This is a genomic window from Streptomyces sp. NPDC044704 (genome assembly GCF_056433525.1).
In genome coordinates this window covers 264,558-289,208 of sequence record NZ_JBWKGY010000005.1, presented here as the reverse complement: position 1 = coordinate 289,208, position 24,651 = coordinate 264,558, and the positions used below count along the sequence as shown (strand labels likewise).

The following is a 24,651-nucleotide window of genomic DNA, read 5'->3' as shown; positions in this document are numbered from 1 at the left end:
GGGCATGACCCGCCTGGAGGCGGAGCTGGCCGAGCTCGCGGGTTCCGTCCCCGACCCGGAACTGCCGGTGCTCACCCTCGCCGAACTGGGCGTCATGCGCGGCGTCCGGATGCACGAGGACGGTCACGCCGAGGTCACCCTCACCCCCACCTACACGGGCTGCCCCGCGATCGAGGCCATGTCGGCCGACATCGAGCGGGTCCTGACCGGCCACGGCATCCCCGAGGTGCGGGTCGTCACCGTGCTCGCCCCGGCCTGGTCGACGGACGACATCAGCGCCGAAGGCCGCCGGAAGCTGGCCGAGTTCGGCATCGCGCCGCCCCGCCCGCACTCCGCCGGAGGACCGGTCCCGCTGACGCTGTCGGTGCGCTGCCCCCATTGCGGATCCACCGACACCGAGCTGCTCAGCCGATTCTCCTCCACCGCGTGCAAGGCGCTGCGCCGCTGCGTCTCCTGCCGCGAACCGTTCGACCACTTCAAGGAGCTGTAGATGGCCGTGTCTGTGCCCTCGGCGGAGCCGGGCCCCGCGCGCGCCGCGCGCCACGGCGCCTTCCACGCGCTGACGGTGGCGGCGGTCGAACGGCTCACCGACGATTCGGTGGCGCTGACCCTCGCGGTGCCCCCGGAACTGCGCGACGAGTACCGGCACGCGCCCGGCCAGCACCTCACCCTGCGCCGCACCGGCCCCGACGGCGGCGGGACCCGCCGCACCTACTCGATCTGCTCTCCCGCCCCGGCCGCCGACGGCCCGGGCCCGGCACTGCTGCGGGTCGGCGTGCGCCTCGTGGAGGGCGGCGAGTTCTCCACGTTCGCGCACAAGGAGATCGCCGCCGGGGACGTGCTCGACGTGATGGTCCCGGCCGGCCGGTTCGTCCTGGAGCCCGCCGCGGCCCCCGCCGCCGCGCACTACGCGGCGATCGTCGGCGGCAGCGGGATCACCCCGGTCCTGTCGATCGCCGCGAGCCTGCTGGCGGCCCGCGCCGACGCCCGCTTCTGCCTGGTGCGCAGCGACCGTACGGCCGCGTCGACGATGTTCCTGGACGACGTCGCCGACCTCAAGGACCGCTATCCCGACCGCTTCCAGCTGGTGACCGTCCTCTCCCGCGAGGAGCAGGAGGCCGGTCTGCCGTCCGGGCGGCTCGACCAGGAGCGGTTGTCGGCGCTGCTGCCCGCGCTGCTGCCGGTCGCCGAGGTGACGGGCTGGTTCCTGTGCGGGCCGTACGGGCTGGTGCAGGGCGCCGAGCGGGCGCTGGGCGAGCTGGGCGTCGCCCGGACCCGGGTGCACGAGGAGATCTTCCACGTCGAGGACACCGCGCCGCAGACCCCCGGCCGGACCGCCTCCGCGCCGTCCCACGGGCGGGTCACGGCACGCCTCGACGGCCGTTCGGGCACCTGGCCGGTGCAGGACGGCGAATCGCTGCTGGACGCCGTGCTGCGGGGCCGCGCGGACGCCCCGTACGCCTGCAAGGGCGGGGTGTGCGGCACCTGCCGGGTCTTCCTGGTCGCGGGCGAGGTGCGCATGGAGCGCAACTTCGCGCTGGAGTCCGAGGAGACGGACGCCGGCTTCGTGCTGGCCTGCCAGTCCCACGCGGTATCGGAGGAAGTGGAGATCGACTTCGACCGCTGAGCCGCCGCCCTTCCCGCTCCGCCCTCTGCCGCCCTCTGCCGTTCCTCCCCCTGTGCAATTCCTGTCGCCTGTTCTATCTTGACGGACCGTCAGATATGACGGACGGGACCCAGCCGGTGCACGCGGGAGGACAGGCAGTGGACTTCACCTTCACCGAGGAACAGCAGGCGGCCGTCGAGGCGGCCAGGGCCGTGTTCGCGGATGTCGCCCCCGACCGGGTGCCCAGCCCCGCGCTCACACCGGGAGCCGTCGCGGACGAGTTCGACCGGCCCCTGTGGAGCAGCCTGGCCGGCTCCGACCTGCTGGGCCTCGTCCTCGACGGGGAACACGGCGGCGCCGGCCTGGACGTCATCGCCCTGTGCCTGGTGCTGCGGGAGTCCGCCAAGGTCCTGGCGCGCGTACCGCTCCTGGAGCACTGCGCCACCGCCATGGCCGTCCAGGCCCACGGCAGCACCGAACTGGCCGCCGCCCTGCTGCCCGGCGCCGGGGACGGCACGCTCGTCCTGACCGTCGCCGCGCACGGCCGCACCGGCCACGACCCCGCAGAACTCGCCGTCACCGCACGCCGCGACGGCACGGACTGGACCCTGGACGGGGTGCAGACCTCCGTCCCCTGGGCGCACAGCGCCGACTGGATCGCCGTACCCGCACACCGCGGCGACGGCGAGGCCGTCCTCGCACTCGTCCCCCGCGCCGCCGGCGGGCTCACCCTCGCCGCGCAGTACTCCACCAGCGGGGAACGGCTCGCGGAGCTCACCCTCGACGGGGTCCGGGTACCCGCCTCCCACCTCATCGAGGCCCCCGGCGCCTGGGAGCGGCTCCGCCAGCTCCTCACGACCGGGACCTGCGCCCTCGCGCTCGGCCTCGGCGAGAACGTCCTCACCATGACCAGTCAGTACACCGCCAAGCGGGAGCAGTTCGGCTTCCCCGTCGCGACCTTCCAGGCCGTCGCCGTACAGGCAGCCGACCGGTACATCGACCTGCGCGCCATGGAGGTCACCCTCTGGCAGGCCGCCTGGCGGCTCGACGCGGCGACCGGCGGCGCCGGCGGCCCGCTGCCCAGCTCCGGTGACGTCGCCGTCGCCAAGATCTGGGCCTCCGAGGGAGTGCGCCGGGTCGTACAGACCGCCCAGCACCTGCACGGCGGCTTCGGCGCCGACACCGACTACCCGCTGCACCGGTACCACGCCTGGGCCAAGCAGCTGGAGCTCCAGCTCGGGCCGGCCGCGGCGCACGAGGAGGCCCTGGGCGACCTGCTGGCCGCCCATCCCCTCACCTGAGGCGGAAAGCCCCTCAGAGCACGAAGGCCGGGTTCCCGCTGTCCGTCACCATCGGGCGCCCGGCGCTCTCCCAGGCCTGCATCCCGCCGTCGACGTTGACGGCGTCGATGCCCTGACGCACCAGGTACTGGGTGACCTGCGCGGAGCGCCCGCCGACCCGGCACATCACGTGGACCCGGCCGTCCTCCGCGATGGCCTCGGTCAGCTCGCCGTAGCGGGCCACGAAGTCGCTCATCGGGATGTGCAGCGCGCCCTCGACGTGCCCGGCCGCCCATTCGTCGTCCTCGCGGACGTCCAGGACAAAGCCTTCGGAGGGCACCGCGGCGGCGTCCACCGAGGGGAGCGGTCCGAAGTTCATAGCTGTCGCCTTCTCTCTTCGCGGGTCTGGCCTGCCAACCTACCCGGCGAGCGCCGCCAGCTCCGCCTCGCGCTCGGAGACCTGTGCCAGCAACTGCTCCGCGATCTCCTCCAGCAGCCGGTCCGGGTCGTCCGGAGCCATCCGCAGCATCGACCCGATCGCGCTGTCCTCCAGCTCCCGGGCCAGCACGGACAGGAGTTCCTTGCGCTGCGCCAGCCACTCCAGGCGGGCGTACAGCTCCTCGCTCTCGGTCGGCCGCACGGCCTCCGGCGCGGGACCGGCCGCCCATTCCTCCGCCAGCTCGCGCAGCAGCTGCTCCTCGCCGCGCCCGTAAGCGGCGTTGACCCGGGCGATGAACGCGTCGCGGCGCTCCCGCTCGGTCTCGTCCTGGGCCAGGTCCGGATGCGCCTTGCGGACCAGCTCCCGGTAGAGCCGGCGGACCTCCTCCGAGGGACGCACGCGCTCCGGGGGCTTCACGGACCCGCCGGTGAGCATCGCGGACGCGTCGTCGGAGATCCCGTCGGAGTCCAGCCAGTCGTGGAACAGCTCGTCGACGCCGGGCATCGGCATCACCAGCGAGCGCGCGTCACGGGCCCGCCGCAGGTCCTCGGGATCCCCGCTGCGGGCCGCCTTCGCCTCCGCGATCAGCGCGTCCAGCTCGTCGAGCCGCGAGTACATCGGCCCGAGCTTCTGGTGGTGGAGGCGGGAGAAGTTCTCGACCTCCACCCGGAAGGTCTCCACCGCGATCTCGAACTCGATCAGGGCCTGCTCGGCGGCGCGCACGGCCCGGTCCAGCCGCGCCTCGGGCCGCTCGTCCGCGGCGCCCGGGGAGGCGGCGCCCGAAGTGGCGCCCGGGGTAGCGTCCGGGGCGGCGTCCGGAGAAGCCTGGGAGGCCGCGGACGGGCCGGGGACTGTCTGCTCGGGGTGCTCGGTCTGCTCGCTCACCCGGCCAGCCTACGGCCCGTCCGGCCGGGCGGTGTTTCACGTGAAACACCGCCGGCCCGGCCCCTCCGCTCAGACCGTGCCGGCCCCGGCCCCACGCCCCACCGCCCGCCCCGCTCCGCGCCCCGCCCCCGCCGGCATCCCGCCCGGCCCTCCGCTCAGACCCCGGCCTCCGCCGCGATCCGCCCGCCCCGGACGGCCGCCACCAGATCCGCGTGGTCGGCCTCGGTCCGGTCGGCGTAGGCCACCGCGAAAGCCGCCACGGCCTCGTCCAGCTCCTCGTTCTTGCCGCAGTACCCGGCCAGCAGCCTCGGATCGGCGCTGTGCGCGTGCGCCCGCGCCAGCAGCGCGCCGGTCATCCGCCCGTAGTCGTCGAACTGCTCGGCCGACAGCGCCGCCGGGTCCACGCTGCCCTTGCGGTTGCGGAACTGGCGCACCTGGAAGGGCCGCCCCTCCACCGTGGTCCAGCCGAGCATGATGTCGGACACCACCTGCATCCGCTTCTGCCCGGCCACCACCCGCAGGCCCTCGTGCTCCTCCACCGCCGCGTGGAAGCCCAGTCCGGGCAGGTACGGCAGCAGCACGGACGGCCGCGCCTCCTTCACCTGGAGGACCAGCGGCTCCCCCCGGTGGTCCAGCAGCAGCACCACGTACGAGCGCGTGCCCACGCTCCCCGTCCCGACCACGCGGAACGCCACGTCGTGGATCGCGTACCGGGCCAGCAGCGGCAGCCGGTCGCCCGGCAGGGTCTTCAGGTACGGGCCCAGCGAGGCCGCCACGGCCGCCGCCTCCCCGTCACCGACGCGGCGCAGCACCGGCAGCGCGTCGACGAACCGCCGGACGCCGTCCGCCCCGATCTCGGTGGACTTGGCGGCGAACCGGGCCGAGGTGTTGTTCCGGGCCTTCGCCGAGACCCGCTCCAGCGTGCCCAGCAGGTCGCGGGCATCGGTGTGCGAGACGAGCTCCTCGTCCGCGATGGCGTTCCACGCGTCGAGGGCGGGGAGCTTCGCGAGCAGCCGCATGGTCCTGCGGTAGGCGCCCACCGCGTCCTGCGCCGCCGTCCGGCAGGTGTCCTCGTCCGCGCCCGCCACCCGCCCGGCCAGCACCAGCGAGGTGGCCAGCCGCTTCACGTCCCACTCCCACGGGCCGAAGACGGTCTCGTCGAAGTCGTTGAGGTCGATGACGAGCCGGCCGCGCGCGTCCCCGTACAGGCCGAAGTTGGCCGCGTGCGCGTCACCGCAGATCTGCGCCCCGACGCCGGTCACCGGGCCGCCGGACAGGTCGTGCGCCATGAGCCCGGCCGCCCCGCGCAGGAACGCGAAGGGGTTCGCGGCCATGCGGCCGACCCGTATCGGGGCGAGCTCCGCGACCCGGCCGGCGTTGGACTCCTCCACCGCCCGCACGGCGTCCGGCCGTCCGGCCGGGGCCTCGAACCGGGCGTGCGCGGAACGCGGTACGCGCTCGCGCAGGGCCCGGCCCGCCTCCTTGGGCGAACCGGCCACTGACCGGGGCGCGAAGCCCTCGACCCGCGGTATTCGCCCGCCCTCACGTCCCGCCGCCGCGACCGCAGCCGCGACCGCTTCCGCCGTCGCGCCCGCCGCGTTCTGCTCCGGTACCGTCACCATTCGCGCCGCCCCCGCACCTGTCGCTCCGTGTCGGCCGAGGCGGCCGACTGCGCGTCGGCCCGACCGTTTTCGGCCCGACCGTATCTAGAGCCCGGCGTCCCTGGCCAGCAGGGCCGCCTGGACCCGGTTGTCGCAGCCCAGCTTCGCGAGGATCCGGCTCACGTACGTCTTCACCGTGGCCTCGCTCATGTGCAGGCGCCGGCCCGCGTCCGCGTTGGACAGCCCTTCTCCGAGCAGCGCCAGCACCCCGCGTTCCCGCTCGCTCAGCTCGGCCACCCGCCTCCGGGCCGCCTCGCCGCGTCCGGCGGACCGGCCGGTCGCCAGCTGGTCGACCACGTGCCGCGTCGCGGAGGGCGACAGGTAGGCGTCGCCGGCGGCGGCCGCCCGGACCGCGCCGATCAGCTCTCCCGGCGCGGAGTCCTTCAACAGGAACCCGGCGCCGCCCTCGCCGAGCGCCCGCAGCACGTTCTCCTTCTCACCGAAGGTCGTCAGGATCAGCGCCCGCACGTCCGGCACGGTCCGACCCAGCTCGCCGAGTGCCGTCAGCCCGTCCATCACCGGCATCTGGATGTCGAGGAGCACCACGTCGGGGGCGTGGGAGCGGGCCAGCTCCACCGCCTCCCGGCCGTTCGCACCCTCCGCGACGACCTCGATGTCCGGTGCGGAGGTCAGGATCATCCTGATGCCCGCCCGGATCAGCGGCTCGTCGTCAGCGATCACCACTCTGATCACCTTGGCTGTCACCCCGCGCTCCTACTGCTTGACCTCGTACGCCTGCTTCTCGACGAGCTTGCCGTCCTTGAAGCAGAACCGGAACACGGCGTCGGTGGTCAGGTCGTCCGACTCCTCCGACAGCAGCGCCAGACAGTCCGACCCCGGGGGCCGGGGCGGCCCCTTGCGCTCCAGGCCGTCCGTCATGACGCTCTCCCCGGACGGCAGCCGCTCGCGGACGGTCTGCTCCGACTCCCCGACACTCACCGCGTCGTAATCCTCCTTGCTGATCATCGCCTTGTTCGCGGAGCTCACCAGCAGCGCCACCCCGGCCCCCATGACGATCAGCAGCAGGACGAGCGCCGCGACGGCGATCCCGCAGCCCAGCGCCCAGCCGCCGGTCCGGCTGCGCACCGGCACCGCGAGCTCGCGGTCCACCGCCGCCCAGTCCAGGGGCGGCGCACCCTTCCGGGCCGTCGCCAGGGCCTGCGTCCGCTGCCCGAAGTCGTCGGCCACGTCCTCGACGGCGCCGGCCGGCTCGGCGCCGTACGGGAGCACTCCGGCCACCCGGAAGCCCCCGCCCTCGGCGGCCGCCGCGTGGACCATGCCGCCGACCAGCCGGGCCCGTTCCCGCAGCCCCGTCAGCCCCTGCCCGCCCGAGACCACCTCACCGGAACCGGGACCGGCCGCAGGGCCGTTGGCGATCTCCACCACCAGGGAGTCGTCCTCGTACCGCAGTTCCACCGTGATGGAGGCCCCCGGAGCGTGCTTGTAGGCGTTGGTCAGCGCCTCCTGCACGATCCGGTACGCCGCGTGGTCGCAGGCCGCCGCCAGCGGCCGGGGCTGCCCCGCCACGGAGAGCCGTACGTCGGTCCCCGCGGCCCGCGCCGTCTCCACGATCCCGCCGATCCCGGCCACCCCGCGCGCGGCGGGCTGCGCCTCCTCCACGGGCAGCGGAGCCTCCACCCCGTCCCGCAGGATCCCGACGACCTCGCGCAGCTCGTGCATCGCCGCGACCGAGGCCTGCCGCAGCACCCCGACCGCCTCGCGCTGCCGGTCGGTGATCGCGGGATCCACCTCCAGCGCCCCGGTGTGCACCGAGATCAGCGCCAGCTGGTGGCCGAGGCTGTCGTGCATGTCCTGGGCGATCCGCTGCCGCTCCCGCAGCCTGGCCTGCCCGGCGACCATCGTCCGCTCGCGCAGGAGCTGGGCGTTGCGCTCCTGAAGGGCACTCAGCAGGGTCCGCCGCTGGTACCAGTACCGGCTGGCCAGACCCGGCATGACCGTCGAGGCGAGGAACATCAGCGTGGAGAACACGATGACCAGCAGGGGACGCATCTGCGACCACTGGTCGACGAGGCTGAGGCCCACTTCCGCGACGAACGCGATGACGAAGGCGGCCAGCGCCCGGCCCACCCCGACGATCCGCCGGCCCGCGGACCAGCCCAGCAGGATCGTCACGAGGAACACCCCGGGCAGGAACCCGCTGGCCGCGGCGCCCACGATCAGGGTCGTCGCGGGCAGGCGCCGGCGCAGCAGGGTCAGCGCGACCACGAGCACGACGGCCGAGGCCGTCTTCAGCGTGGAGCTGTGACTGAGTTCGTCAACGCCCACGCCGAGCAGCGCGATCACCGCGGCGATCGTCAGGTCCCCCGCCAACGCGCTCCGGGACCAGGGCTCCGGCCCCTTCAGCCAGTCCCAGCCCGCCCGCGCCCTCGCCCTCGTATCCACGCGAGCGACCCTAGACACCCGACGGCACCGGCGGCTTCCCCCTTTCGTCGCGCGCCGTACGACGAAAGTCGGACGGACGATGTGCGGGGAGAGAAGGGCCACGGGGGCGAACCCGGCGCCGCGGCTCGGCCGCGCCCTCCCCTATATAAGGGTCCGGAGGCCGATAATGCAGGAAGCCCCGATCCGGATTCCGGATCGAGGCTTCCTCGATGTGGGCGAGGGGGGATTTGAACCCCCACGTCCCGAAGGACACTGGCACCTGAAGCCAGCGCGTCTGCCGTTCCGCCACTCGCCCGAGCAGCTCCCCAGTGGTTCTTCCCTTTCGGGCCGTTCCCCTGGCGACGTCGAAACATTAGCACGTCGGACGGGGTGGAATCACATCGCTTTCCCGGCCCCCTCGGAGGGCGGCCGGGACGGCCCCTCCCGCAGTCCGCTCCGGGTGCGGGACACTGTCCCTGGAGCGCCCCTACGATCCCTTGTGAGGACCAACACTCCTGCGCACGGGACCGATGGGGAACCAGCCGAATCCGCCACGCGTGGATACGATCAGTAAGCAGTACAGGGCGACAACGACGGAGGAGGTGCCCCATGGGAGTTCTGAAGCGGTTCGAGCAGCGACTCGAAGGTCTGGTGAACGGCACCTTCGCCAAGGTGTTCAAGTCCGAGGTCCAGCCGGTGGAGATCGCCGGCGCCCTCCAGCGGGAGTGCGACAACAACGCCACCATCTGGAACCGCGAGCGGACGGTCGTTCCCAACGACTTCATCGTGGAGCTCAGCGCCGGCGACTACGAGCGTCTGAGCCCCTACTCCGGCCAGCTCGGCGACGAGCTCGCGGGCCTCGTCCGCGACTACGCCAAGCAGCAGCGGTACAGCTTCATGGGCCCCATCAAGGTCCACCTGGAGAAGGCCGACGACCTCGACACCGGCCTCTACCGGGTCCGCAGCCGTACCCTGGCCTCCAGCACCTCCCAGGACTCGCCTCAGGCCGGGCAACAGCAGCAGGGCCAGCAGGGCGGTTACGGCTACCCGCCGGTCGCCGCCCCGCCCATGCCCGCGGGACCGCCTCCGGGCGGACCCGGCGGCCGCCCCGGCGCGGGCGGGCCCGGTCCCAGCGGCGCCCCCGGCACCACGCGCCGCTGGATCGAGATCAACGGCACACGCCACCAGATCTCGCGCCCCACGCTCGTACTCGGCCGGAGCACCGAGGCCGATGTGCGGATCGACGACCCCGGCGTCTCGCGCCGGCACTGTGAGATCCGGACCGGAACACCCCCGACGATCCAGGATCTCGGGTCCACCAACGGCATCGTGGTGGACGGACAGCACACCACCCGCGCTACGCTCCGCGACGGCTCGCGGATCGTCGTGGGCAGCACCACCATCATTTACCGGCAAGCCGAAGGGTGAAGCGGGGGCAATGTCAGAGCTGACCCTGACGGTCATGCGGTTGGGTTTCCTGGCCGTTCTGTGGCTGTTCGTCATCGTGGCCGTTCAGGTCATCCGCAGCGACCTGTTCGGCACGAGAGTGACGCAGCGCGGCTCACGCCGCGGCGGCGCCACCAGTGCGCCGCAGCAGACCGGGCGGCAATCCGCCGCGCCACCCCAGCAACGCCAGCGCCGGGGTGCGCCGACCAAACTCGTCGTCTCCGAAGGCACCCTCACGGGCACCACGGTGGCCCTCGCCGGCCAGACGATCACGCTGGGCCGTGCTCACGACTCCACGATCGTGCTGGACGACGACTACGCCTCCAGCAGGCATGCCAGGATCTACCCCGACCGTGACGGCCAGTGGATCGTCGAGGATCTCGGGTCCACCAACGGCACGTATCTCGACCGGACCCGGCTGACCACCCCGACGCCCATTCCGCCGGGCGCCCCGATCCGCATCGGCAAGACCGTCATCGAGCTGCGGAAGTAGTACGAGAATGAGCGAGCGGAGCGAGCGAGCCGCGGCGGTCCGTCCCACCGGGGACTCGGATCCGAGCGCGCTCCCGACCGGAGGGTGGGCAGTGTGGCTCGAGACCGGTTGTACCCGGAGGCAGCGTCGACAGGGCAGGTGCGCATGAGTCTGTCCCTGCGTTTCGCCGCCGGATCGCACAAGGGCATGATCCGCGAGGGCAACGAGGACTCCGGCTACGCCGGTCCCCGGCTCCTCGCGATCGCCGACGGCATGGGCGGCCAGGCCGCCGGCGAGGTCGCCAGCTCCGAGGTGATCTCGACCCTCGTCCAGCTCGACGACGACGTCCCGGGCTCCGACATCCTCACCGCGCTGAGCGTGGCCGTGCAGCGGGCCAACGACCAGCTGCGCGTCATGGTCGAGGAGGACCCCCAGCTGGAGGGCATGGGCACCACGCTCACCGCCCTCCTGTGGACCGGTCAGCGCCTCGGACTCGTCCACGTCGGCGACTCCCGCGCCTACCTGCTCCGTGACGGCGTCCTCACGCAGATCACCCAGGACCACACCTGGGTGCAGCGCCTCGTCGACGAGGGCCGCATCACCGAAGAGGAAGCCACCACCCACCCGCAGCGCTCGCTCCTCATGAGGGCGCTCGGCAGCGGTGACATCGTGGAGCCCGACCTCTCGATCCGCGAGGTCCGGGCCGGCGACCGCTACCTCATCTGCTCCGACGGGCTGTCCGGCGTCGTCTCCCACCAGACCCTGGAAGAGACCCTCGCCGACTACCACGGCCCCCACGAGACGGTGCAGTCCCTGATCCAGCTCGCCCTGCGCGGCGGCGGTCCGGACAACATCACCTGCATCGTCGCCGACGTCCTCGACACCGACAGCGGCGACACCCTCGCCGCCCAGCTGAACGACACCCCGGTCGTCGTCGGCGCGGTCGCCGAGAACCAGCACCAGCTCTTCGACGGCAACGCCATGCAGACCCCGGCCGGGCGCGCCTCGGGCCTCGGCCGTCAGGCCGCTCCGCCCGCCGGCGCCTTCGGCCCTCCCGGCAGCGGCGAGGCCCCCGGCTACGGATACCCCGACCAGAGCCCGGGCGGCGGCGGCTACGGCAGCTTCGGCGAACCCGACGCGTACGAGGCCGACCCGCCGTACGAGGACACGTACGACCACCCGCGCAGGCGCCGCAGCAAAGGGCGCAAGTGGACCACGCGGACGCTGATCCTGCTGCTCGTGGCCGGTGTCGTCGGCGGTGGCCTGTACGCCGCGCACCGGTGGACGCAGACCCAGTACTACATCGGCGTCAAGGGCGAGCACGTCGCGCTGTACCGCGGCATCAGCCAGAACCTGGCCTGGATCCACCTCTCGAAGGTGGAGACGGATCACCCCGAGATCGAACTGAAGTACCTGCCGTCCTTCAAGCGGAAGCAGGTCGAGGCCACCATCACCGAAGGCAGTCTCGACGGCGCCCGCAAGAAGGTCGACGAGCTCGGGACCCAGGTCGCCGCCTGCAAGAAGGACGAGGCCCGCCGCGCCGCCGAGGCGCAGAACAACCAGACGCCCGGCCCCGTTCTGACTCCCGCGGAGCAGACGATGGCCGGCCTGTGCGAAAAGCAGTAGAGATACGCGGGCACAGGGGGCCCGACACACCATGAGCGTTGTCACCAACACGACCACCATCGGCGCCATCGAGGCGCCGAGCCGGCGGAACACCGAGCTCATGCTGCTCGCGTTCGCCGTGGTCATCCCGATCTTCGCGTACGCCAACGTCGGCCTGTCGATCCACGGCGAGCTGCCTCCGGGCATGCTGCTGTACGGGCTCGGCCTCGGCGTGCTCGCCGGCATCGCCCACCTCGTCGTACGGCGCTACGCCAAGTACTCCGACCCGCTGCTGCTGCCGATCGCCACCCTGCTGAACGGGCTGGGCCTGGTCCTCATCTGGCGGCTCGACCAGTCCGAGCGGCTGCAGAAGCTCGCCAAGCGGAACTTCGGCGCCTTCTCCGAGTCCGCGCCGCGGCAGATGATGTACACGGCGCTGGCCATCGCCCTGTTCGCCGTCGTGCTGCTGGTCCTCAAGGACCACCGCGTGCTCCAGCGGTTCACGTACATCTCGATGGCCGCCTCCCTGGTCCTGCTGATCCTGCCCGTGATCCCGGGTCTGGGCGCGGACGTGTTCGGCGCCAAGATCTGGATCAGCGTCGGCGGTTTCTCCATCCAGCCCGGCGAGTTCGCGAAGATCGTCATCGCGGTGTTCTTCGCGGGCTACCTGATGGTCAAGCGCGACGCCCTGGCCCTGGCCAGCCGCCGCTTCATGGGCCTCTACCTGCCGCGCGGCCGTGACCTCGGCCCGATCCTGATGATCTGGGCGATGAGCCTGCTCGTCCTCGTCTTCGAGAACGACCTCGGCACCTCGCTGCTCTTCTTCGGCATGTTCGTGATCATGCTGTACGTGGCCACCGAGCGGACCAGCTGGATCGTCATCGGCCTGCTGATGTCGATGGCCGGCGCCGTGGTCGTCGGCACCACCGCCAGCCACGTCGAGGCCCGTGTGAACGCCTGGCTGGACCCCTTCGGCTGCTACGCCACCTCCGGCGCCTGCGAGCAGGTCGGCCAGTCGATCATGAGCTTCGGGTCCGGCGGTGTCCTCGGCACCGGCTGGGGCCAGGGCAGCTCCGACCTCATCGGCTTCGCCGCGAACTCCGACTTCATCTTCTCGACCGTCGGCGAGGAGCTCGGCCTGACGGGCGTCATGGCCTTCCTGCTGCTCTACGGTCTGATCATCGAGCGGGGCGTGCGCACCGCGCTGGCCGCCCGCGACCCCTTCGGCAAGCTCTTCGCCATCGGGCTGTCCGGCGCCTTCGCCCTCCAGATCTTCGTCGTCGCCGGCGGAGTCATGGGCCTCATCCCCCTCACCGGCATGACCATGCCCTTCCTCGCGTCCGGTGGTTCCTCGGTCCTCGCGAACTGGGTGCTCATCGCCATCCTCATCCGGATCAGCGACACCGCACGCCGGCCCGCCCCGGCCCCCGCCCCGTCCCCCGACTCCGAGATGACCCAGGTGGTCCGCCCGTCATGAACAAGCCCCTGCGCCGCATCTCGCTGTTCTGCGGGCTGCTCGTCCTCGCCCTGCTGATCCGGACCAACTGGCTGCAGTACGTGCAGGCGGAGGACCTCAGCACCCGCAAGGAGAACCGCCGGGTCCTGATCGCCCAGTACGCCACCGAGCGCGGCAACATCATCGTCGAGGGCCAGCCCATCACCGGTTCCACGCGGACCGACAGCACCGACTTCCGGTACAAGCGCACCTACCTCGACGGCCCCCTGTGGGCGCCCGTCACCGGTTACGCCTCGCAGGCCTTCGGCTCCACGCAGCTGGAGAACATCGACGACGGCATCCTGACCGGCAACGACGACCGGCTGTTCTTCGACCGCACCATCGGCATGTTCACCGGTGAGAAGAAGCAGGGCGGCAACGTCGTCACCACCCTGAACGCCGCCGCCCAGAAGGCCGCCTTCCAGCAGCTCGGCAGCAAGAAGGGCGCCGTCGCGGCGATCGACCCGCGCACCGGCGCCGTCCTGGCCCTGGTCAGCACCCCGTCCTACGACCCGTCCAGCTTCGCCGGCTTCTCCGACGCGGACGAGAAGGCCTGGGTCTCGCTCAAGGACAGCGAGGACAAGAACCTCGTCAACCGCGCCCTGCGCGAGACCTACCCGCCGGGTTCCACGTTCAAGGTGGTCACGGCCGCGGCCGCGCTGGAGAACAACGTGGTCACGGACATCGAGGCGCCCACGGACACGCCCGAGCCGTACATCCTGCCGGGCACGAAGACCCCGATGGTCAACCACGCCTCGGGCTGCGAGAAGGCCACGCTGAACTTCGCGCTCCAGGTCTCCTGCAACTCCGTCTTCGCCAACCTCGGCGACAAGGTCGGCCGCGACAAGATGGTCGAGACCGCCCAGAAGTTCGGCTTCAACAACGACAAGATCGACATCCCGGTCCGCGCCTTCGCCAGCGTCTACGACAAGACGATGGGCAAGGACGGCAACGCGCAGAGCTCGATCGGCCAGTTCAACACGGCGGCCACCCCGCTCCAGATGGCGATGGTCACCGCGGCGATCGCCAACGACGGCAAGCTGATGAAGCCGTACATGGTCGACCAGCTGACCGCTCCGAACCTCGACGTGATCGAGAAGCACGAGCCGCAGGAGATGAGCCGGCCCCTCTCCGCCGCGAACGCGCAGAAGGTCCAGCAGATGATGGTCAACGTCGTCGAGAAGGGCACCGGCGGCCAGGCCAAGATCAAGAACGTGAAGGTCGGCGGCAAGACCGGTACGGCCCAGCACGGCGAGAAGAACGCCAAGCGCCCCTACGCCTGGTTCATCTCCTACGCCGAGAACCCCGACGGCAGCTCGCCGGTCGCCGTCGCCGTCGTCATCGAGGACAGCGCCGCGGACCGCGAGGACATCAGCGGCGGCGGTCTGGCGGCACCGGTCGCCAAGGCGGTCATGGAAGCCGTACTGAAGAACAAGGGATGAGAAGCCGGGGCAGTGTCCGAGCGCTCGGTACCGGTCCGATATCAGCCTGTGGTCACGAACCGATCACCGACGATCGGCCGGTAGCCTTGCCGCGAACAGCACACCGCCGGACCACACACGGGTGCGGTCGGGACTGACGGAGAGGGCTGCAAACGTTATGGAAGAGCCGCGTCGCCTCGGCGGCCGGTACGAGCTGAGCCACGTGCTCGGCCGTGGTGGCATGGCCGAGGTCTACCTCGGTCACGACACCCGGCTCGGCCGTACCGTCGCCGTCAAGACCCTGCGCGCCGACCTCGCCCGCGACCCGTCCTTCCAGGCCCGGTTCCGCCGCGAGGCCCAGTCGGCCGCGTCGCTGAACCACCCGGCGATCGTCGCCGTCTACGACACCGGCGAGGACTACGTCGACAACATCTCCATCCCGTACATCGTGATGGAGTACGTCGACGGCTCGACCCTGCGCGAGCTGCTGCACTCGGGCCGCAAGCTGCTGCCCGAGCGCACCCTGGAGATGTGCATCGGCATCCTCCAGGCCCTGGAGTACTCGCACCGCGCCGGCATCGTGCACCGCGACATCAAGCCCGCCAACGTCATGCTGACCCGGACCGGCCAGGTCAAGGTCATGGACTTCGGCATCGCCCGCGCCATGGGCGACTCCGGCATGACCATGACGCAGACGGCCGCCGTGATCGGCACCGCCCAGTACCTCTCCCCGGAGCAGGCCAAGGGCGAACAGGTCGACGCGCGCTCGGACCTCTACTCCGCGGGTTGCCTGCTGTACGAGCTGCTCTGCGTGCGGCCGCCGTTCGTCGGTGACTCCCCGGTGGCCGTGGCCTACCAGCACGTCCGCGAGGAGCCCCAGCCCCCGTCGAACTTCGACCCCGAGATCACGCCCACGATGGACGCCATCGTCCTCAAGGCGCTGGTCAAGGACCCCGACTACCGCTACCAGTCCGCGGACGAGATGCGGGCCGACATCGAGGCCTGCCTCGAAGGCCAGCCCGTCGCCGCCACCGCCTCCATGGGCGCGGCCGGGTACGGCTATCCCGACCAGGGCGGCTACGGGCACCAGGGCTACGACCAGCCCACCACCGCACTGCGCTCCCCCGACTCCGGCCAGACCTCGATGCTCCCGCCGATGCCCCCGGGCGACAACGGCTACGGGTACGGGGACCAGGGCCACGGCGGCTACGACCAGGGCGGTCACGGCCGCCGCCAGAAGAAGAACCGGGCCTCCACGGTCCTGCTGGCCCTCGCCGGCGTCCTCGTCCTGGTCGGCGCGATCCTCATCGGCAAGTCCCTCTTCAGCGACCGGGCCGACAACCGGCCCTCCGTGCCCAAGTTCGTCGGCGACACCCTGGAATCGGCACAGGGCCGCGCCCAGAGCGTGAAGCTCACGGTGGTCAAGGAAGCCGACGAGCCCTGCGACAACCAGCCCAAGGGCAGGATCTGCTCGCAGGACAAGGAACCCGACACCAAGGTCGACGAGGGCACCACCGTCAAGGTGAAGGTCTCCTCGGGCGCCCCCAAGGTGCCGGTGATCGACGTGGTGCGCCTGACGTACGAGCGGGCCGAGTCCGCGTTGAAGGACAAGAACTTCCAGGTCGAGAAGGAGCTGCGGGAGTCCGAGGGCAACCCGGGCGTGGTCCTGGAGCAGAGCCCCAAGAGCGGCACCGAGGCCGAGAAGGGCTCGGTCGTCAAGCTGATCGTCTCCAAGGAGATCTCCAAGGGCACCGTCCCGGACCTCACCGGGAAGACCAAGGAAGAGGCGGTCAAGCTCCTCACGGCCGCCAAGCTGAAGCTCGGCAGCACGACCGAGGTCGACCAGCCCGGGGCGGCGCCGAAGACGATCGTCCACCAGCAGTACGCCGCTGGTGAGCAGCTCGCCAAGGACACCCCGGTCAACGTCAGCATCGCCAAGGCGACCGCGGCGCCGACCGCCGTGCCGCTGCTGTTCGGCCGGACCGTGGCCCAGGCCAAGGACGACCTGAAGCGGGCCAACCTGACCTTCGGAGCGGTCCTGTCGGGCCCGACGGACGACAACGCCACGGTGCTGCAGTCCGACCCGGCGGCCGGGACCCCGCAGCCGGCCGGAACCGTCGTCAACCTCCAGACCTCGCCCGGCAGCGGCCAGGGCGGTCAGCAGGGCGGCAACGGGAACGGCGGCAACGGCGGCGGCTTCATCGGAGGCCTCGGCGGCCGCTGACGGCCGGCGGCACCCCCGTACGAACGAAGGCCCGGCCCCTCTCCACGGAGAGGGGCCGGGCCTGTTTCACGTGAAACACCGTCCGCCGCGGCTCAGCGCAGCTCGGCCGGCGGGGTGCGCTTGTCGTCCACCTTCTCGGTCCGTACGAGCTCACCCCACACGATGTACCGGTACTTCGACGTGTAGACGGGGGTGCAGGTCGTCAGCGTGATGTAGCGCCCGGGGGCCGTCTTGCCCGACTCCTTGGGGACCGGGTTGATGACGTCGACGTTGTACTTCGAGGTCTGCCGCAGCTCGGCGAAGGCCTTGTAGACGTACCAGGTGTCGCGGGTCTCGAAGACGATCGCGTCGCCGGTCTTTACCTTGTCGATGTTGTGGAACTTGGCCCCGTGCCCGTCACGGTGCGCGGCCAGCGCGAAGTTGCCCTTCTCGTCCCAGGGCAGGGCGGACTTCACGGGCTGGGTGTAGTACCCGGCGACGCCGTCGTCGAGGACGTCGGGGTCCGTGCTGGGCTTGACCAGCACCTCGCCGTTCTTCATCGCCGGTACGTGCAGGAAGCCGATGCCGCCCTGGGTGTCGAGGGCGCCCGGCTCGGCGGGCGCGCCGGCCGGGGGTGCGGGGGCCGCCTGCCACTGGCGGCGGACCTCGTCGCCGCGCTCCGACGCCTGACGGTCGGCGAGGACGTTCGTCCACCACAGCGAGTAGGCCACGAACAGGGCCAGGACGAGGCCCACCGTGATCAGGACCTCTCCCAGCAGGCTCAGGAACCCGGCGATCACGCTGCGGTTTCGGGGCGGCGGTGCGGAGCGGCGGCGGGCACGAGACACTGCGGATTCGTCCTTACGGGCTGTTCAGCGCGGGCGGAGCGCCCTGGCTGCGGGGGCGTTCTTCGGTCATCCTGCCCCATACGATCATCCGGTAGGTGCTCGTGAACTCGGGAGTGCAGGTCGTCAGCGTGATGTACCGGCCCGGGCCGGTGAATCCGGAGCCCTCGGGCACCGGCTTGATCACGGAGACGTTCGTCGGGGGGGTCTGCGGCAGGATCGAGGTCATCTCGTACGTGTAGAACGCGTCCCGCGTCTCCACCACGATCGGATCCCCCGGCCCCAGCTTGTTGATGTAGCGGAACGGCTCGCCGTGCGTGTTCCGGTGGCCGGCCACCGCGAAGTTGCCCTGCTTGTCCGACGGCATCGCCGTCTTCAGCGCCCCCTCGCCGTAGTGCCCGACCATGCCCCGGTCCAGCACCTTCGGCTTGCTGATCCCCTCCGCCACCGGCACCTTCAGGTCCAGCTTCGGGATGTGGAGGATGGCGAAGCCCTGGCCCGGTTCGAAGGCCGCCACCGGGGGCGCCGCGCCCTGGCCGGGCGCCGCCGGGTCAGGGGCGCGTTCCCACGTCTGCTGCAGGGAGCCGGCGGCCCCGTCCGCGGTCCGCTGCGCCAGCAGGTTCGTGTACCAGAGCTGGTAGGTGACGAACAGCAGCATCACCAGGCCGACGGTGATGAAGAGCTCCCCGACCGCCCGGCTCAGCACCACGACCGCGCCTCCCGAGCGCGGGCGGGCTCGCCTGCGGCCCCGCCCGCCCCGTCGGCGCGCCCGTGCGTGCGAACGCTTCGCGGCCTCCTGGGCGGCCTTGCGCCGCGCGGCCCGGCCCTCGGTGGGCGCGGACGGCGCGACCGCCGTCACGCGACGGCCTTGCCCACCACCGGGGCCAGTCCCGCCGATCGCTGGACGGCTCCGGCGTCGCCGCAGCGCACGAGCCAGTTCGCGAGCATCCGGTGGCCCCATTCGGTCAGCACCGATTCGGGGTGGAACTGCACGCCCTCCACGTCGTGCTCGCGGTGCCGCAGGCCCATGATGATCCCGTCCTCGGTGCGCGCCGTGACCTCCAGCGCGTCGGGGAGGGTCAGCGGCTCGGCCGCGAGGGAGTGGTAGCGGGTGGCGGTGAAGGGGGAGGGCAGCCCGGCGAAGACGCCCAGGCCCTCGTGCACGACGGGCGAGGTCTTGCCGTGCAGCAGTTCGGGGGCCCGGCCGACCACGCCTCCGTAGGCGACGGCCATCGACTGCATGCCGAGACAGACGCCGAAGACCGGCACGCCGGTGTCCGCGCAGTGGCGGACCATGTCCACGCAGACGCCCGCTTCCTCCGGCGTGCCCGGCCCCGGAGAGAGCAGCACGCCGTCGAAGCCGTCCTGGGCGTGGGCGAGCGCGACCTCGTCGTTGCGCAGCACCTCGCATTCGGCGCCGAGCTGGTAGAGGTACTGGACCAGATTGAAGACAAAGCTGTCGTAGTTGTCGACAACCAGAATGCGCGCGCTCACGGAGTGGCTCCCGATCCCTCGTCCACCGTCACATCGTTGAACGGAAGGAGCGGCTCGGCCCACGGGAAGACGTACTGGAACAGCACGTACACCACCGCCAGGACCAGTACGAGTGAGATCAGCGCGCGTACCCACGCGTTGCCCGGCAGGTGCCGCCAGATCCAGCCGTACATTCCGTCCGCGTCCCTTTCGCTCCACGCACCGCAGGGGCGGTACCGCAACAGCCTAAAGGCAGAGGCCCGGCGCGGTGGGTCCGCTGTGCAATCACTCTGGTGCGCCCTGCCGCGCGGGGCGGGTGTCCGTGAGCTCCGCCCAGACGACGAGGCGGTGGCTGTGGCCCCATTCCGGCTCGCAGGTGGTCAGGGTCAGGTACTTGCCGGGGGCGGTGAAGGGGGACTTCGCCGGCACGGGGTCGACGACCCCGGTCTCGGTGGGGAGCGTGCGCAGCGGGGCGGCGCGGACGGTGTACGTGTACCGGTGCGTGGCGTCCCGGACGATGACGGTGTCCCCGGGGCGGAGCAGGGGCACGTCCTTGAAGGGGTCGCCGTACGTGCGGCGGTGGCCGGCGACCGCGAAGTTCCCGGTGCCGCCGGCGCGGGCCGTGCCGGGGTAGTGGCCGAGGCCCTTCTTCAGGAGGTCGGGGTCCGTTCCCTCCAGGACCGGCTTGTTCCAGTCCGGGCCGAAGCGCGGGATCGTCATCTCGGCGAAGGCCCGGCCGGCGGGGTAGGGCGCGGGTGGCTCCTCCGCGGGCGGCTCCCCAGGCGGGTCCTCCGCGGGCCGTGGCGGGGGCTGCCGGCCGCCCTGCCCCGGGGGCGGGGGCTCGGGCGCCGCGGCCGGGGCGGCGGCCGCCCAGCGGTCGCGCAGCCGGTCCCGCTCGCCGTCCATGGCCCGGTCGGCCTTGACCCCGGTCCACAGCAGGACGTAGGCGACGAAGAGCACGATCAGCGTGCCGGCCGTCAGGCACACCTCGCTGAGCGTCCGTACCACCAGGCGCAGTACGACGTCAGGGCGCGGCGGACTCCAGCGGCTTCGCATAGTGGAGGTCCACTGTGCCGGAGTAGCCGGGCAGTGTCAGCCTCTTCTCCTCGTCCACTTTCCAGCCCAGTCCGTAGGCGTTGACGTACAGCTGGTAGTTCTGCAGGGCGGGCGAGTCCGCGAGGGCCTTGCGCAGGGCGCCGGGGTCGCCGACGGCCGACACCTTGTAGGGGGGCGAGTAGACCCGGCCCTGGAGGATCAGGGTGTTGCCGACGCAGCGCACCGCGCTGGTGGAGATCAGGCGCTGGCCCATGACCTCGATGCCCTCGGCGCCACCCAGCCAGAGCGCGTTCACGACGGCCTGGAGGTCCTGCTGGTGGATCACGAGGTCGTTCGGCTGCGGTTCGGGCACGCCCGGGACGCGGGCCGTGGCGTTCGGCGGGGCGTCGTTGAGGGTGACGGTGAGGCCCTTGCCGGAGAGCTCCTCGGTGCCGGAGGCCTTGCGCAGGGCGGCCAGCTTGGCGTCCTCGGCCTTGGTGCTGCCGTCGTCGCGGTCGGCGAGGGCGTCGACCTGCGAGCGCAGGGCGGCGGCGCTCTTCTCCAGCTCGGCGTTGTCGGCGCTGCGCTCGTGGATGAGGTCGGACAGTTTGAGGAGTGACGCGTCCGTGCGGATGTTCGTACCCTTGGACGTGTTGAAGCTGGTGACGAAAATGAGCCCGGCGAGGGCGAAAACGGCGGCCGTCAGCAGCCGGACCGGTCTGGCCCGCAGACGGGGACCCGCGGAGGAGTCGTCGGAATTGCTCAACGTACCCTTCTCCTTCAACGCCACAGGTCCACTACGCTAACGGACGCCCGGGGCAGGCAAGGTCCCCCAGCGCATCGACAGGAGAGCCCCTCGTGCCGAAGTCACGTATCCGCAAGAAGGACGACTACACACCGCCGTCGGCGGGGAAGCAGGCGCAGACGATCAGGCTGACGAACCGCAGCTGGGTCGCGCCGGTCATGCTGGCGTTCTTCCTCATCGGTCTGGCGTGGATCGTCGTCTTCTACGTGACCGATACCCAGCTGCCGGTCGAGGCCCTGGGGAACTGGAACATCGTGGTCGGTTTCGGCTTCATCGCGGCGGGCTTCGGCGTCTCGACGCAGTGGAAGTAGTGCGCATCTAGCGCCGGAACGCAAGCTCTCCCCATGAGTTATCCACAGCGTCATCCACACCTGAGGAAAAGACAGAAGATCTGTGGATAACTCTGTGGAGAGTTGACGCCGGTGTGATCAGGTGAGTGCGGCCGTCCGGACCAATACCACCGCTGCGGCCAGCAGGAACACCGCCGCACAGGTACCCCACTGGACGAGCGTGCGCTTCCTGCCCGTGGCGCGGCCGAGCATGCCCAGGGCGACGAGGGCGCCGGTCACCAGGCCTCCGATGTGGGCCTGCCAGGACACGGACCAGCTGCCGCCCAGCGGTACGAAGGTCACGAGCAGCATCAGCCCGAGCGTGATCAGGACCGGCCGCATCTCGTAGCGCAGCCGGCGGGCGAGGACGACGGTGGCGCCGAGGAGCCCGCAGACGGCGCCCGAGGCGCCGAGGGTCGGGGTGTTCGGCGCGGTCAGCAGGTAGACGAGGGCGCTGCCCCCGAGCCCCGACAGCAGGTAGAGCGCGAGGTAGCGGACGCGGCCCAGGGCCGCCTCCAGCGGACCGCCGATCACCCACAGGGCCAGCATGTTGCCGATGATGTGCCACCACTCGACGTGCAGGAACACCGAGGTCAGCAGCCGGTGGTACTGGCCGGTGGCGACCCCTTCGACGGGGGCTCCCCAGTACTGGACGTAGCGGCCCAGCAGCTCCAGCTGGATGGCCAGCCCCGGGACCAGGTACGCGGCGAGGAACACGGCCGCGTTGATCCCGATCAGGACCTTGGTGACGAGCTGGGGATCGGCGGCGACGAGGCCGCCCGCGAGGGTGCGCGGCGCGTTGGCCGTGGCGGCGTGCCCGGTGCCGGAGCCGCCGCGCACGCAGTCGGGGCACTGGAAGCCCACCGAGGCGCTGATCATGCACTCCGGGCAGATGGGGCGCCCGCAGCGGGTGCAGGCGATCCCCGTGTCGCGGTCCGGGTGGCGGTAGCAGCCCGGCAGACGGTCGGTGTCCATCGGTCCCCTCGGTCGGCGGCGGGACAGCGGCGCCCCGCCGGTCCGGTACACAACCAGGACGGACGGGCGGGGCGGAAAGGTTCCCGGGGTCGCGCCCCGGGCGGGGGTGAGGGGCTGCCGGGGTCAGCGCTCCTCGATGACGACGGACTGGATGATCACGTCGGCGACGGGGCGTTCGGTGCGCGGGTTGGTCTCGCCGGCGGCGATGGCGTCCACGACCTTGCGGCTGGCGGCGTCGGTGACCTCGCCGAAGATCGTGTGCTTGCGGGTCAGCCAGGCGGTCGGCGCGACCGTGATGAAGAACTGGGAGCCGTTGGTGCCCGGCCCGGCGTTGGCCATGGCGAGCAGGTAGGGCTTGGTGAAGGCGAGGTCGGGGTGGAACTCGTCGGCGAACTGGTAGCCGGGGCCGCCGGTGCCGTTGCCGAGCGGGTCGCCGCCCTGGATCATGAAGCCGCTGATGACGCGGTGGAAGACGGTGCCGTCGTAGAGCGGTGCCGTGGTCTTCTGGCCGTCGGTGGGGCGGGTCCACTCGCGCTCGCCCTTCGCGAGCTCCACGAAGTTCCGGACGGTCTTCGGAGCGAAGTTCCGCAGCAGCTCGATCTCGATGTCGCCGTGGTTCGTCTTCAGGGTGGCGTAGAGCTTCTCGGCCACGGGTCTGCCTTCCATAGTCATCACTGTCGGTTCCGATCCTCCCACGGAGGGCAGCGCCGCACAGAAATCCTCCACTCGTATGCCCTGTCACGCATGCCCGGCGGCGCTATGGCAGGCATGATCCGACAAAGGGTGGAAAGGTGAACCGTGTCCGCCACCGAGGAGGAGGATCCCCGTGACCCGCAAGGACAGCGTGCGCCTGGCCGCCGAAAGCGCCAGGGATACGGTCCGGCACGCAGCGGAAGTGGTGGCGCCGTACGCAGGAACCGCCAAGGACGCGGCTGTGCACTACGCGCAAGAGGCGAACGAGCGACTGGCGCCGATGATGTCGCAGGCGGCCACCGAGGCCGCACGACAGGCCCGTACGACGTACGACTGCCACGTGCATCCGCGCCTGAAGCAGGCCCGCACGCACGTGCCGCCGGGCGTGGACCGGGCGGCGACGCAGGCCGTGCTCCAGACGCGCCTCGCGGCGCGGCAGGCCGCCGACTACACCCAGCCGAAGCTGGAGAGCGCGCTCGCGGCCGCCACGCCCGTGGCGGAGGAGGCCGCGTCCCGGTCGACGGCCGCCCTGGCGGCGCTGCGCGGCCAGGTGTCGGCGAAGGAGGTCCGCCGGCTGGTGCGCCGCCACGAGCGCCGGGAGCGGTGCGGGCGGGCGGCGCGCGGGGTCGCGCTGGTCGGCGTACTGGCCATCGGCGCCTTCGCGGCGTGGAAGTGGTGGGACCGGCAGTCCAACCCGGACTGGCTCGTGGAACCCCCGGCGGCCACCGAGCTGTCGTCCCGCGACGCCGGCCCGGCCGCGTTCGACGAGGAACTGGCGCAGAAGGAACGTGAGGCGGACGCGGGGCCCGAGGGCTCCCCGGACAAGCAGCTCTGACGGACCCGGCCGCCCGGCACGCGCGGCGAACACGGGAAGGGGCCCGGATCCACCAGGATCCGGGCCCCTTCCCGTGCGCCGCCGGGTTCAGTTGGGGAGGGTGAGCACCATGCCGGGGTGGATGAGGTCCGGGTTCGGGCCGACGACGCCCCGGTTCATCGCGTAGAGCTCGCGCCAGCGGCCCTCGTTGCCGAGCTCGCGGCGGGCGATCGCGGAGAGCGAGTCCCCCGGCTTGACCGTGTACGTGCGCTTCTTGGCCGCCGGCTTGGGCGACACCGGGACGGCCTTGTGCGCGGCCGACGCGGGGCTGGGCGCCGCGGGCGCGGCGGGCGCGGCGGCCCTGGGCGGCATCGCGGCGGGCTTGGGCATCGCCGCGGGCTTGGGCGCCACGGGGACGGCCTTGTGCGCGGCGGAGGTGGGGGTGGGCGCCGCGGGAGCGGCGGCGGGCTTCGGCGGCGCGGCCGCGGCCATGCGGTCGGCGGCCGCCTTGGTGGCCGCCGCGGCGTCCGTGTACTTCGAACCGGTGCCGGCGGGCGCGTTCGGCGCCGCGGGCGGGGAGGCGGCCGGGGTCTGCTGTTCCACCTGCTCCCGCGCCTTCTCCGCCTCGTGTTCCTTCTTCTTGTCGGACTTCAGGAAATCGAAGAGTCCCATGTGCGTGCGCCTCCGGCGTGGTGTGGCCCCCCGGGCTAGGTGCCTGCCCCCACTCTCGGACACCCCGGGCCCGGGGGCCCTGTGACTGGGCCGTACGGGGGACCCCCTGCGGAGT

Annotated in this window: 25 protein-coding genes and 1 tRNA gene; 11 read left to right on the top strand and 15 right to left on the bottom strand. The window is 71.8% G+C overall.

The features are described from left to right. Positions 1–4: 4 nt before the first annotated feature. The 3 genes from paaD (at position 5) to AC07B0_RS15180 (ending at position 2,907) form a co-directional block, all read left to right on the top strand. Entirely contained in the window at positions 5–490 is a 486-nt protein-coding gene (paaD, locus tag AC07B0_RS15190) for a 1,2-phenylacetyl-CoA epoxidase subunit PaaD (RefSeq protein ID WP_356873579.1), read from the top strand. Beyond that, complete coding sequence (locus AC07B0_RS15185) at positions 491–1,627, top strand: 2Fe-2S iron-sulfur cluster-binding protein (RefSeq protein ID WP_467297965.1); 1,137 nt, start codon at positions 491–493, stop codon at positions 1,625–1,627. A 137-nt stretch (positions 1,628–1,764) separates the two neighbouring features. Then, a complete protein-coding gene (locus AC07B0_RS15180; RefSeq protein ID WP_356873336.1) occupies positions 1,765–2,907 on the top strand; it encodes an acyl-CoA dehydrogenase family protein in 1,143 nt (380 codons plus the stop codon). Between the two features lie 13 nt (positions 2,908–2,920). On the opposite strand, the gene AC07B0_RS15175 is transcribed toward AC07B0_RS15180, so the two are convergent. From AC07B0_RS15175 to AC07B0_RS15150, 6 genes are all read right to left on the bottom strand, one after another. Further along, positions 2,921–3,265 (bottom strand): rhodanese-like domain-containing protein, encoded by a 345-nt coding sequence (locus tag AC07B0_RS15175; protein ID WP_356873334.1) that lies wholly within the window; start codon positions 3,263–3,265, stop codon positions 2,921–2,923. 39 nt (positions 3,266–3,304) lie between these two features. Continuing rightward, a complete protein-coding gene (locus AC07B0_RS15170; RefSeq protein ID WP_356873577.1) occupies positions 3,305–4,060 on the bottom strand; it encodes a J domain-containing protein in 756 nt (251 codons plus the stop codon). A 305-nt stretch (positions 4,061–4,365) separates the two neighbouring features. Further along, complete coding sequence (locus AC07B0_RS15165) at positions 4,366–5,832, bottom strand: DUF2252 domain-containing protein (protein WP_469377201.1); 1,467 nt, start codon at positions 5,830–5,832, stop codon at positions 4,366–4,368. Positions 5,833–5,916: 84 nt separating this feature from the next. Further along, positions 5,917–6,564, bottom strand: a complete 648-nt coding sequence (locus AC07B0_RS15160) for a response regulator transcription factor (RefSeq protein WP_478898507.1) — start codon at positions 6,562–6,564, stop codon at positions 5,917–5,919. Positions 6,565–6,585: 21 nt separating this feature from the next. Then, positions 6,586–8,274 (bottom strand): sensor histidine kinase, encoded by a 1,689-nt coding sequence (locus AC07B0_RS15155; RefSeq protein ID WP_467297961.1) that lies wholly within the window; start codon positions 8,272–8,274, stop codon positions 6,586–6,588. A 212-nt stretch (positions 8,275–8,486) separates the two neighbouring features. Next, positions 8,487–8,569 (bottom strand) — tRNA-Leu (locus AC07B0_RS15150). Between the two features lie 293 nt (positions 8,570–8,862). Here AC07B0_RS15150 and AC07B0_RS15145 point away from each other — a divergent pair. The 6 genes from AC07B0_RS15145 to pknB all read left to right on the top strand — a co-directional run bounded on the left by AC07B0_RS15145 (position 8,863) and on the right by pknB (position 16,916). Continuing rightward, the gene (locus AC07B0_RS15145; protein ID WP_356873326.1) at positions 8,863–9,681 is read left to right on the top strand and encodes a DUF3662 and FHA domain-containing protein; all 819 of its coding nucleotides are present in this window, start codon (positions 8,863–8,865) and stop codon (positions 9,679–9,681) included. A gap of 10 nt (positions 9,682–9,691) precedes the next feature. Then, positions 9,692–10,192, top strand: a complete 501-nt coding sequence (locus tag AC07B0_RS15140) for an FHA domain-containing protein FhaB/FipA (protein ID WP_356873324.1) — start codon at positions 9,692–9,694, stop codon at positions 10,190–10,192. A gap of 144 nt (positions 10,193–10,336) precedes the next feature. After that, positions 10,337–11,797, top strand: coding sequence for a PP2C family protein-serine/threonine phosphatase (locus AC07B0_RS15135; protein ID WP_356873322.1), 1,461 nt, complete (start codon positions 10,337–10,339; stop codon positions 11,795–11,797). A gap of 31 nt (positions 11,798–11,828) precedes the next feature. Further along, positions 11,829–13,253 (top strand): FtsW/RodA/SpoVE family cell cycle protein, encoded by a 1,425-nt coding sequence (locus AC07B0_RS15130; protein ID WP_356873320.1) that lies wholly within the window; start codon positions 11,829–11,831, stop codon positions 13,251–13,253. After that, positions 13,250–14,713 carry a peptidoglycan D,D-transpeptidase FtsI family protein gene (locus AC07B0_RS15125; protein WP_356873318.1) on the top strand — a complete coding sequence of 488 codons (1,464 nt, stop codon included), beginning with the start codon at positions 13,250–13,252 and terminating at the stop codon, positions 14,711–14,713. The genes AC07B0_RS15130 and AC07B0_RS15125 overlap by 4 nt, the downstream gene beginning before the upstream one ends. A 157-nt stretch (positions 14,714–14,870) precedes the next feature. Beyond that, entirely contained in the window at positions 14,871–16,916 is a 2,046-nt protein-coding gene (pknB, locus tag AC07B0_RS15120; RefSeq protein ID WP_356873316.1) for a Stk1 family PASTA domain-containing Ser/Thr kinase, read from the top strand. Positions 16,917–17,008: 92 nt separating this feature from the next. Here the strand turns inward: pknB and AC07B0_RS15115 are convergent, their stop codons facing one another. The 6 genes from AC07B0_RS15115 to AC07B0_RS15090 all read right to left on the bottom strand — a co-directional run bounded on the left by AC07B0_RS15115 (position 17,009) and on the right by AC07B0_RS15090 (position 21,014). Beyond that, positions 17,009–17,743: a class E sortase gene (locus AC07B0_RS15115; protein WP_356873314.1), complete on the bottom strand. Its 735-nt coding sequence runs from the start codon at positions 17,741–17,743 to the stop codon at positions 17,009–17,011. 13 nt (positions 17,744–17,756) lie between these two features. Next, positions 17,757–18,599 carry a class E sortase gene (locus tag AC07B0_RS15110; protein ID WP_478898314.1) on the bottom strand — a complete coding sequence of 281 codons (843 nt, stop codon included), beginning with the start codon at positions 18,597–18,599 and terminating at the stop codon, positions 17,757–17,759. After that, a complete protein-coding gene (locus AC07B0_RS15105; RefSeq protein WP_356873312.1) occupies positions 18,596–19,234 on the bottom strand; it encodes an aminodeoxychorismate/anthranilate synthase component II in 639 nt (212 codons plus the stop codon). Before AC07B0_RS15105 ends, AC07B0_RS15110 begins: the two co-directional genes overlap by 4 nt. After that, entirely contained in the window at positions 19,231–19,407 is a 177-nt protein-coding gene (locus AC07B0_RS15100; RefSeq protein ID WP_185902496.1) for a hypothetical protein, read from the bottom strand. Before AC07B0_RS15100 ends, AC07B0_RS15105 begins: the two co-directional genes overlap by 4 nt. A 91-nt stretch (positions 19,408–19,498) precedes the next feature. After that, a complete protein-coding gene (locus AC07B0_RS15095; RefSeq protein ID WP_478898312.1) occupies positions 19,499–20,269 on the bottom strand; it encodes a class E sortase in 771 nt (256 codons plus the stop codon). After that, positions 20,238–21,014, bottom strand: coding sequence for a DUF881 domain-containing protein (locus tag AC07B0_RS15090; RefSeq protein WP_356873308.1), 777 nt, complete (start codon positions 21,012–21,014; stop codon positions 20,238–20,240). Before AC07B0_RS15090 ends, AC07B0_RS15095 begins: the two co-directional genes overlap by 32 nt. Positions 21,015–21,106: 92 nt before the next feature. Here AC07B0_RS15090 and crgA point away from each other — a divergent pair, with 92 nt between their 5' ends. Continuing rightward, the gene (gene crgA, locus AC07B0_RS15085; RefSeq protein ID WP_356873306.1) at positions 21,107–21,364 is read left to right on the top strand and encodes a cell division protein CrgA; all 258 of its coding nucleotides are present in this window, start codon (positions 21,107–21,109) and stop codon (positions 21,362–21,364) included. 117 nt (positions 21,365–21,481) lie between these two features. Here crgA and AC07B0_RS15080 read toward each other — a convergent pair whose 3' ends face one another. Continuing rightward, positions 21,482–22,357: a rhomboid family intramembrane serine protease gene (locus AC07B0_RS15080; RefSeq protein ID WP_356873304.1), complete on the bottom strand. Its 876-nt coding sequence runs from the start codon at positions 22,355–22,357 to the stop codon at positions 21,482–21,484. Between the two features lie 123 nt (positions 22,358–22,480). Further along, positions 22,481–23,008, bottom strand: coding sequence for a peptidylprolyl isomerase (locus AC07B0_RS15075; protein ID WP_356873575.1), 528 nt, complete (start codon positions 23,006–23,008; stop codon positions 22,481–22,483). A gap of 175 nt (positions 23,009–23,183) precedes the next feature. Between AC07B0_RS15075 and AC07B0_RS15070 the strand changes: the two genes are divergently transcribed. Beyond that, positions 23,184–23,885 (top strand): DUF5324 family protein, encoded by a 702-nt coding sequence (locus tag AC07B0_RS15070; RefSeq protein WP_356873302.1) that lies wholly within the window; start codon positions 23,184–23,186, stop codon positions 23,883–23,885. 87 nt (positions 23,886–23,972) lie between these two features. Here the strand turns inward: AC07B0_RS15070 and AC07B0_RS15065 are convergent, their stop codons facing one another. Further along, positions 23,973–24,536, bottom strand: a complete 564-nt coding sequence (locus tag AC07B0_RS15065; RefSeq protein ID WP_356873301.1) for a LysM peptidoglycan-binding domain-containing protein — start codon at positions 24,534–24,536, stop codon at positions 23,973–23,975. Positions 24,537–24,651 lie beyond the last annotated feature (115 nt).

Coding starts and splice junctions, on each gene's coding strand:
- paaD (WP_356873579.1), top strand. CDS start 5: ATGACCCGCCTGGAGGCGGAGCTGGCCGAGCTCGCGGGTTCCGTCCCC.
- AC07B0_RS15185 (WP_467297965.1), top strand. CDS start 491: ATGGCCGTGTCTGTGCCCTCGGCGGAGCCGGGCCCCGCGCGCGCCGCG.
- AC07B0_RS15175 (WP_356873334.1), bottom strand. CDS start 3,265: ATGAACTTCGGACCGCTCCCCTCGGTGGACGCCGCCGCGGTGCCCTCC.
- AC07B0_RS15165 (WP_469377201.1), bottom strand. CDS start 5,832: ATGGTGACGGTACCGGAGCAGAACGCGGCGGGCGCGACGGCGGAAGCG.
- AC07B0_RS15145 (WP_356873326.1), top strand. CDS start 8,863: ATGGGAGTTCTGAAGCGGTTCGAGCAGCGACTCGAAGGTCTGGTGAAC.
- AC07B0_RS15140 (WP_356873324.1), top strand. CDS start 9,692: ATGTCAGAGCTGACCCTGACGGTCATGCGGTTGGGTTTCCTGGCCGTT.
- AC07B0_RS15135 (WP_356873322.1), top strand. CDS start 10,337: ATGAGTCTGTCCCTGCGTTTCGCCGCCGGATCGCACAAGGGCATGATC.
- AC07B0_RS15130 (WP_356873320.1), top strand. CDS start 11,829: ATGAGCGTTGTCACCAACACGACCACCATCGGCGCCATCGAGGCGCCG.
- AC07B0_RS15125 (WP_356873318.1), top strand. CDS start 13,250: ATGAACAAGCCCCTGCGCCGCATCTCGCTGTTCTGCGGGCTGCTCGTC.
- pknB (WP_356873316.1), top strand. CDS start 14,871: ATGGAAGAGCCGCGTCGCCTCGGCGGCCGGTACGAGCTGAGCCACGTG.
- AC07B0_RS15100 (WP_185902496.1), bottom strand. CDS start 19,407: ATGTACGGCTGGATCTGGCGGCACCTGCCGGGCAACGCGTGGGTACGC.
- AC07B0_RS15095 (WP_478898312.1), bottom strand. CDS start 20,269: ATGCGAAGCCGCTGGAGTCCGCCGCGCCCTGACGTCGTACTGCGCCTG.
- AC07B0_RS15080 (WP_356873304.1), bottom strand. CDS start 22,357: ATGGACACCGACCGTCTGCCGGGCTGCTACCGCCACCCGGACCGCGAC.
- AC07B0_RS15065 (WP_356873301.1), bottom strand. CDS start 24,536: ATGGGACTCTTCGATTTCCTGAAGTCCGACAAGAAGAAGGAACACGAG.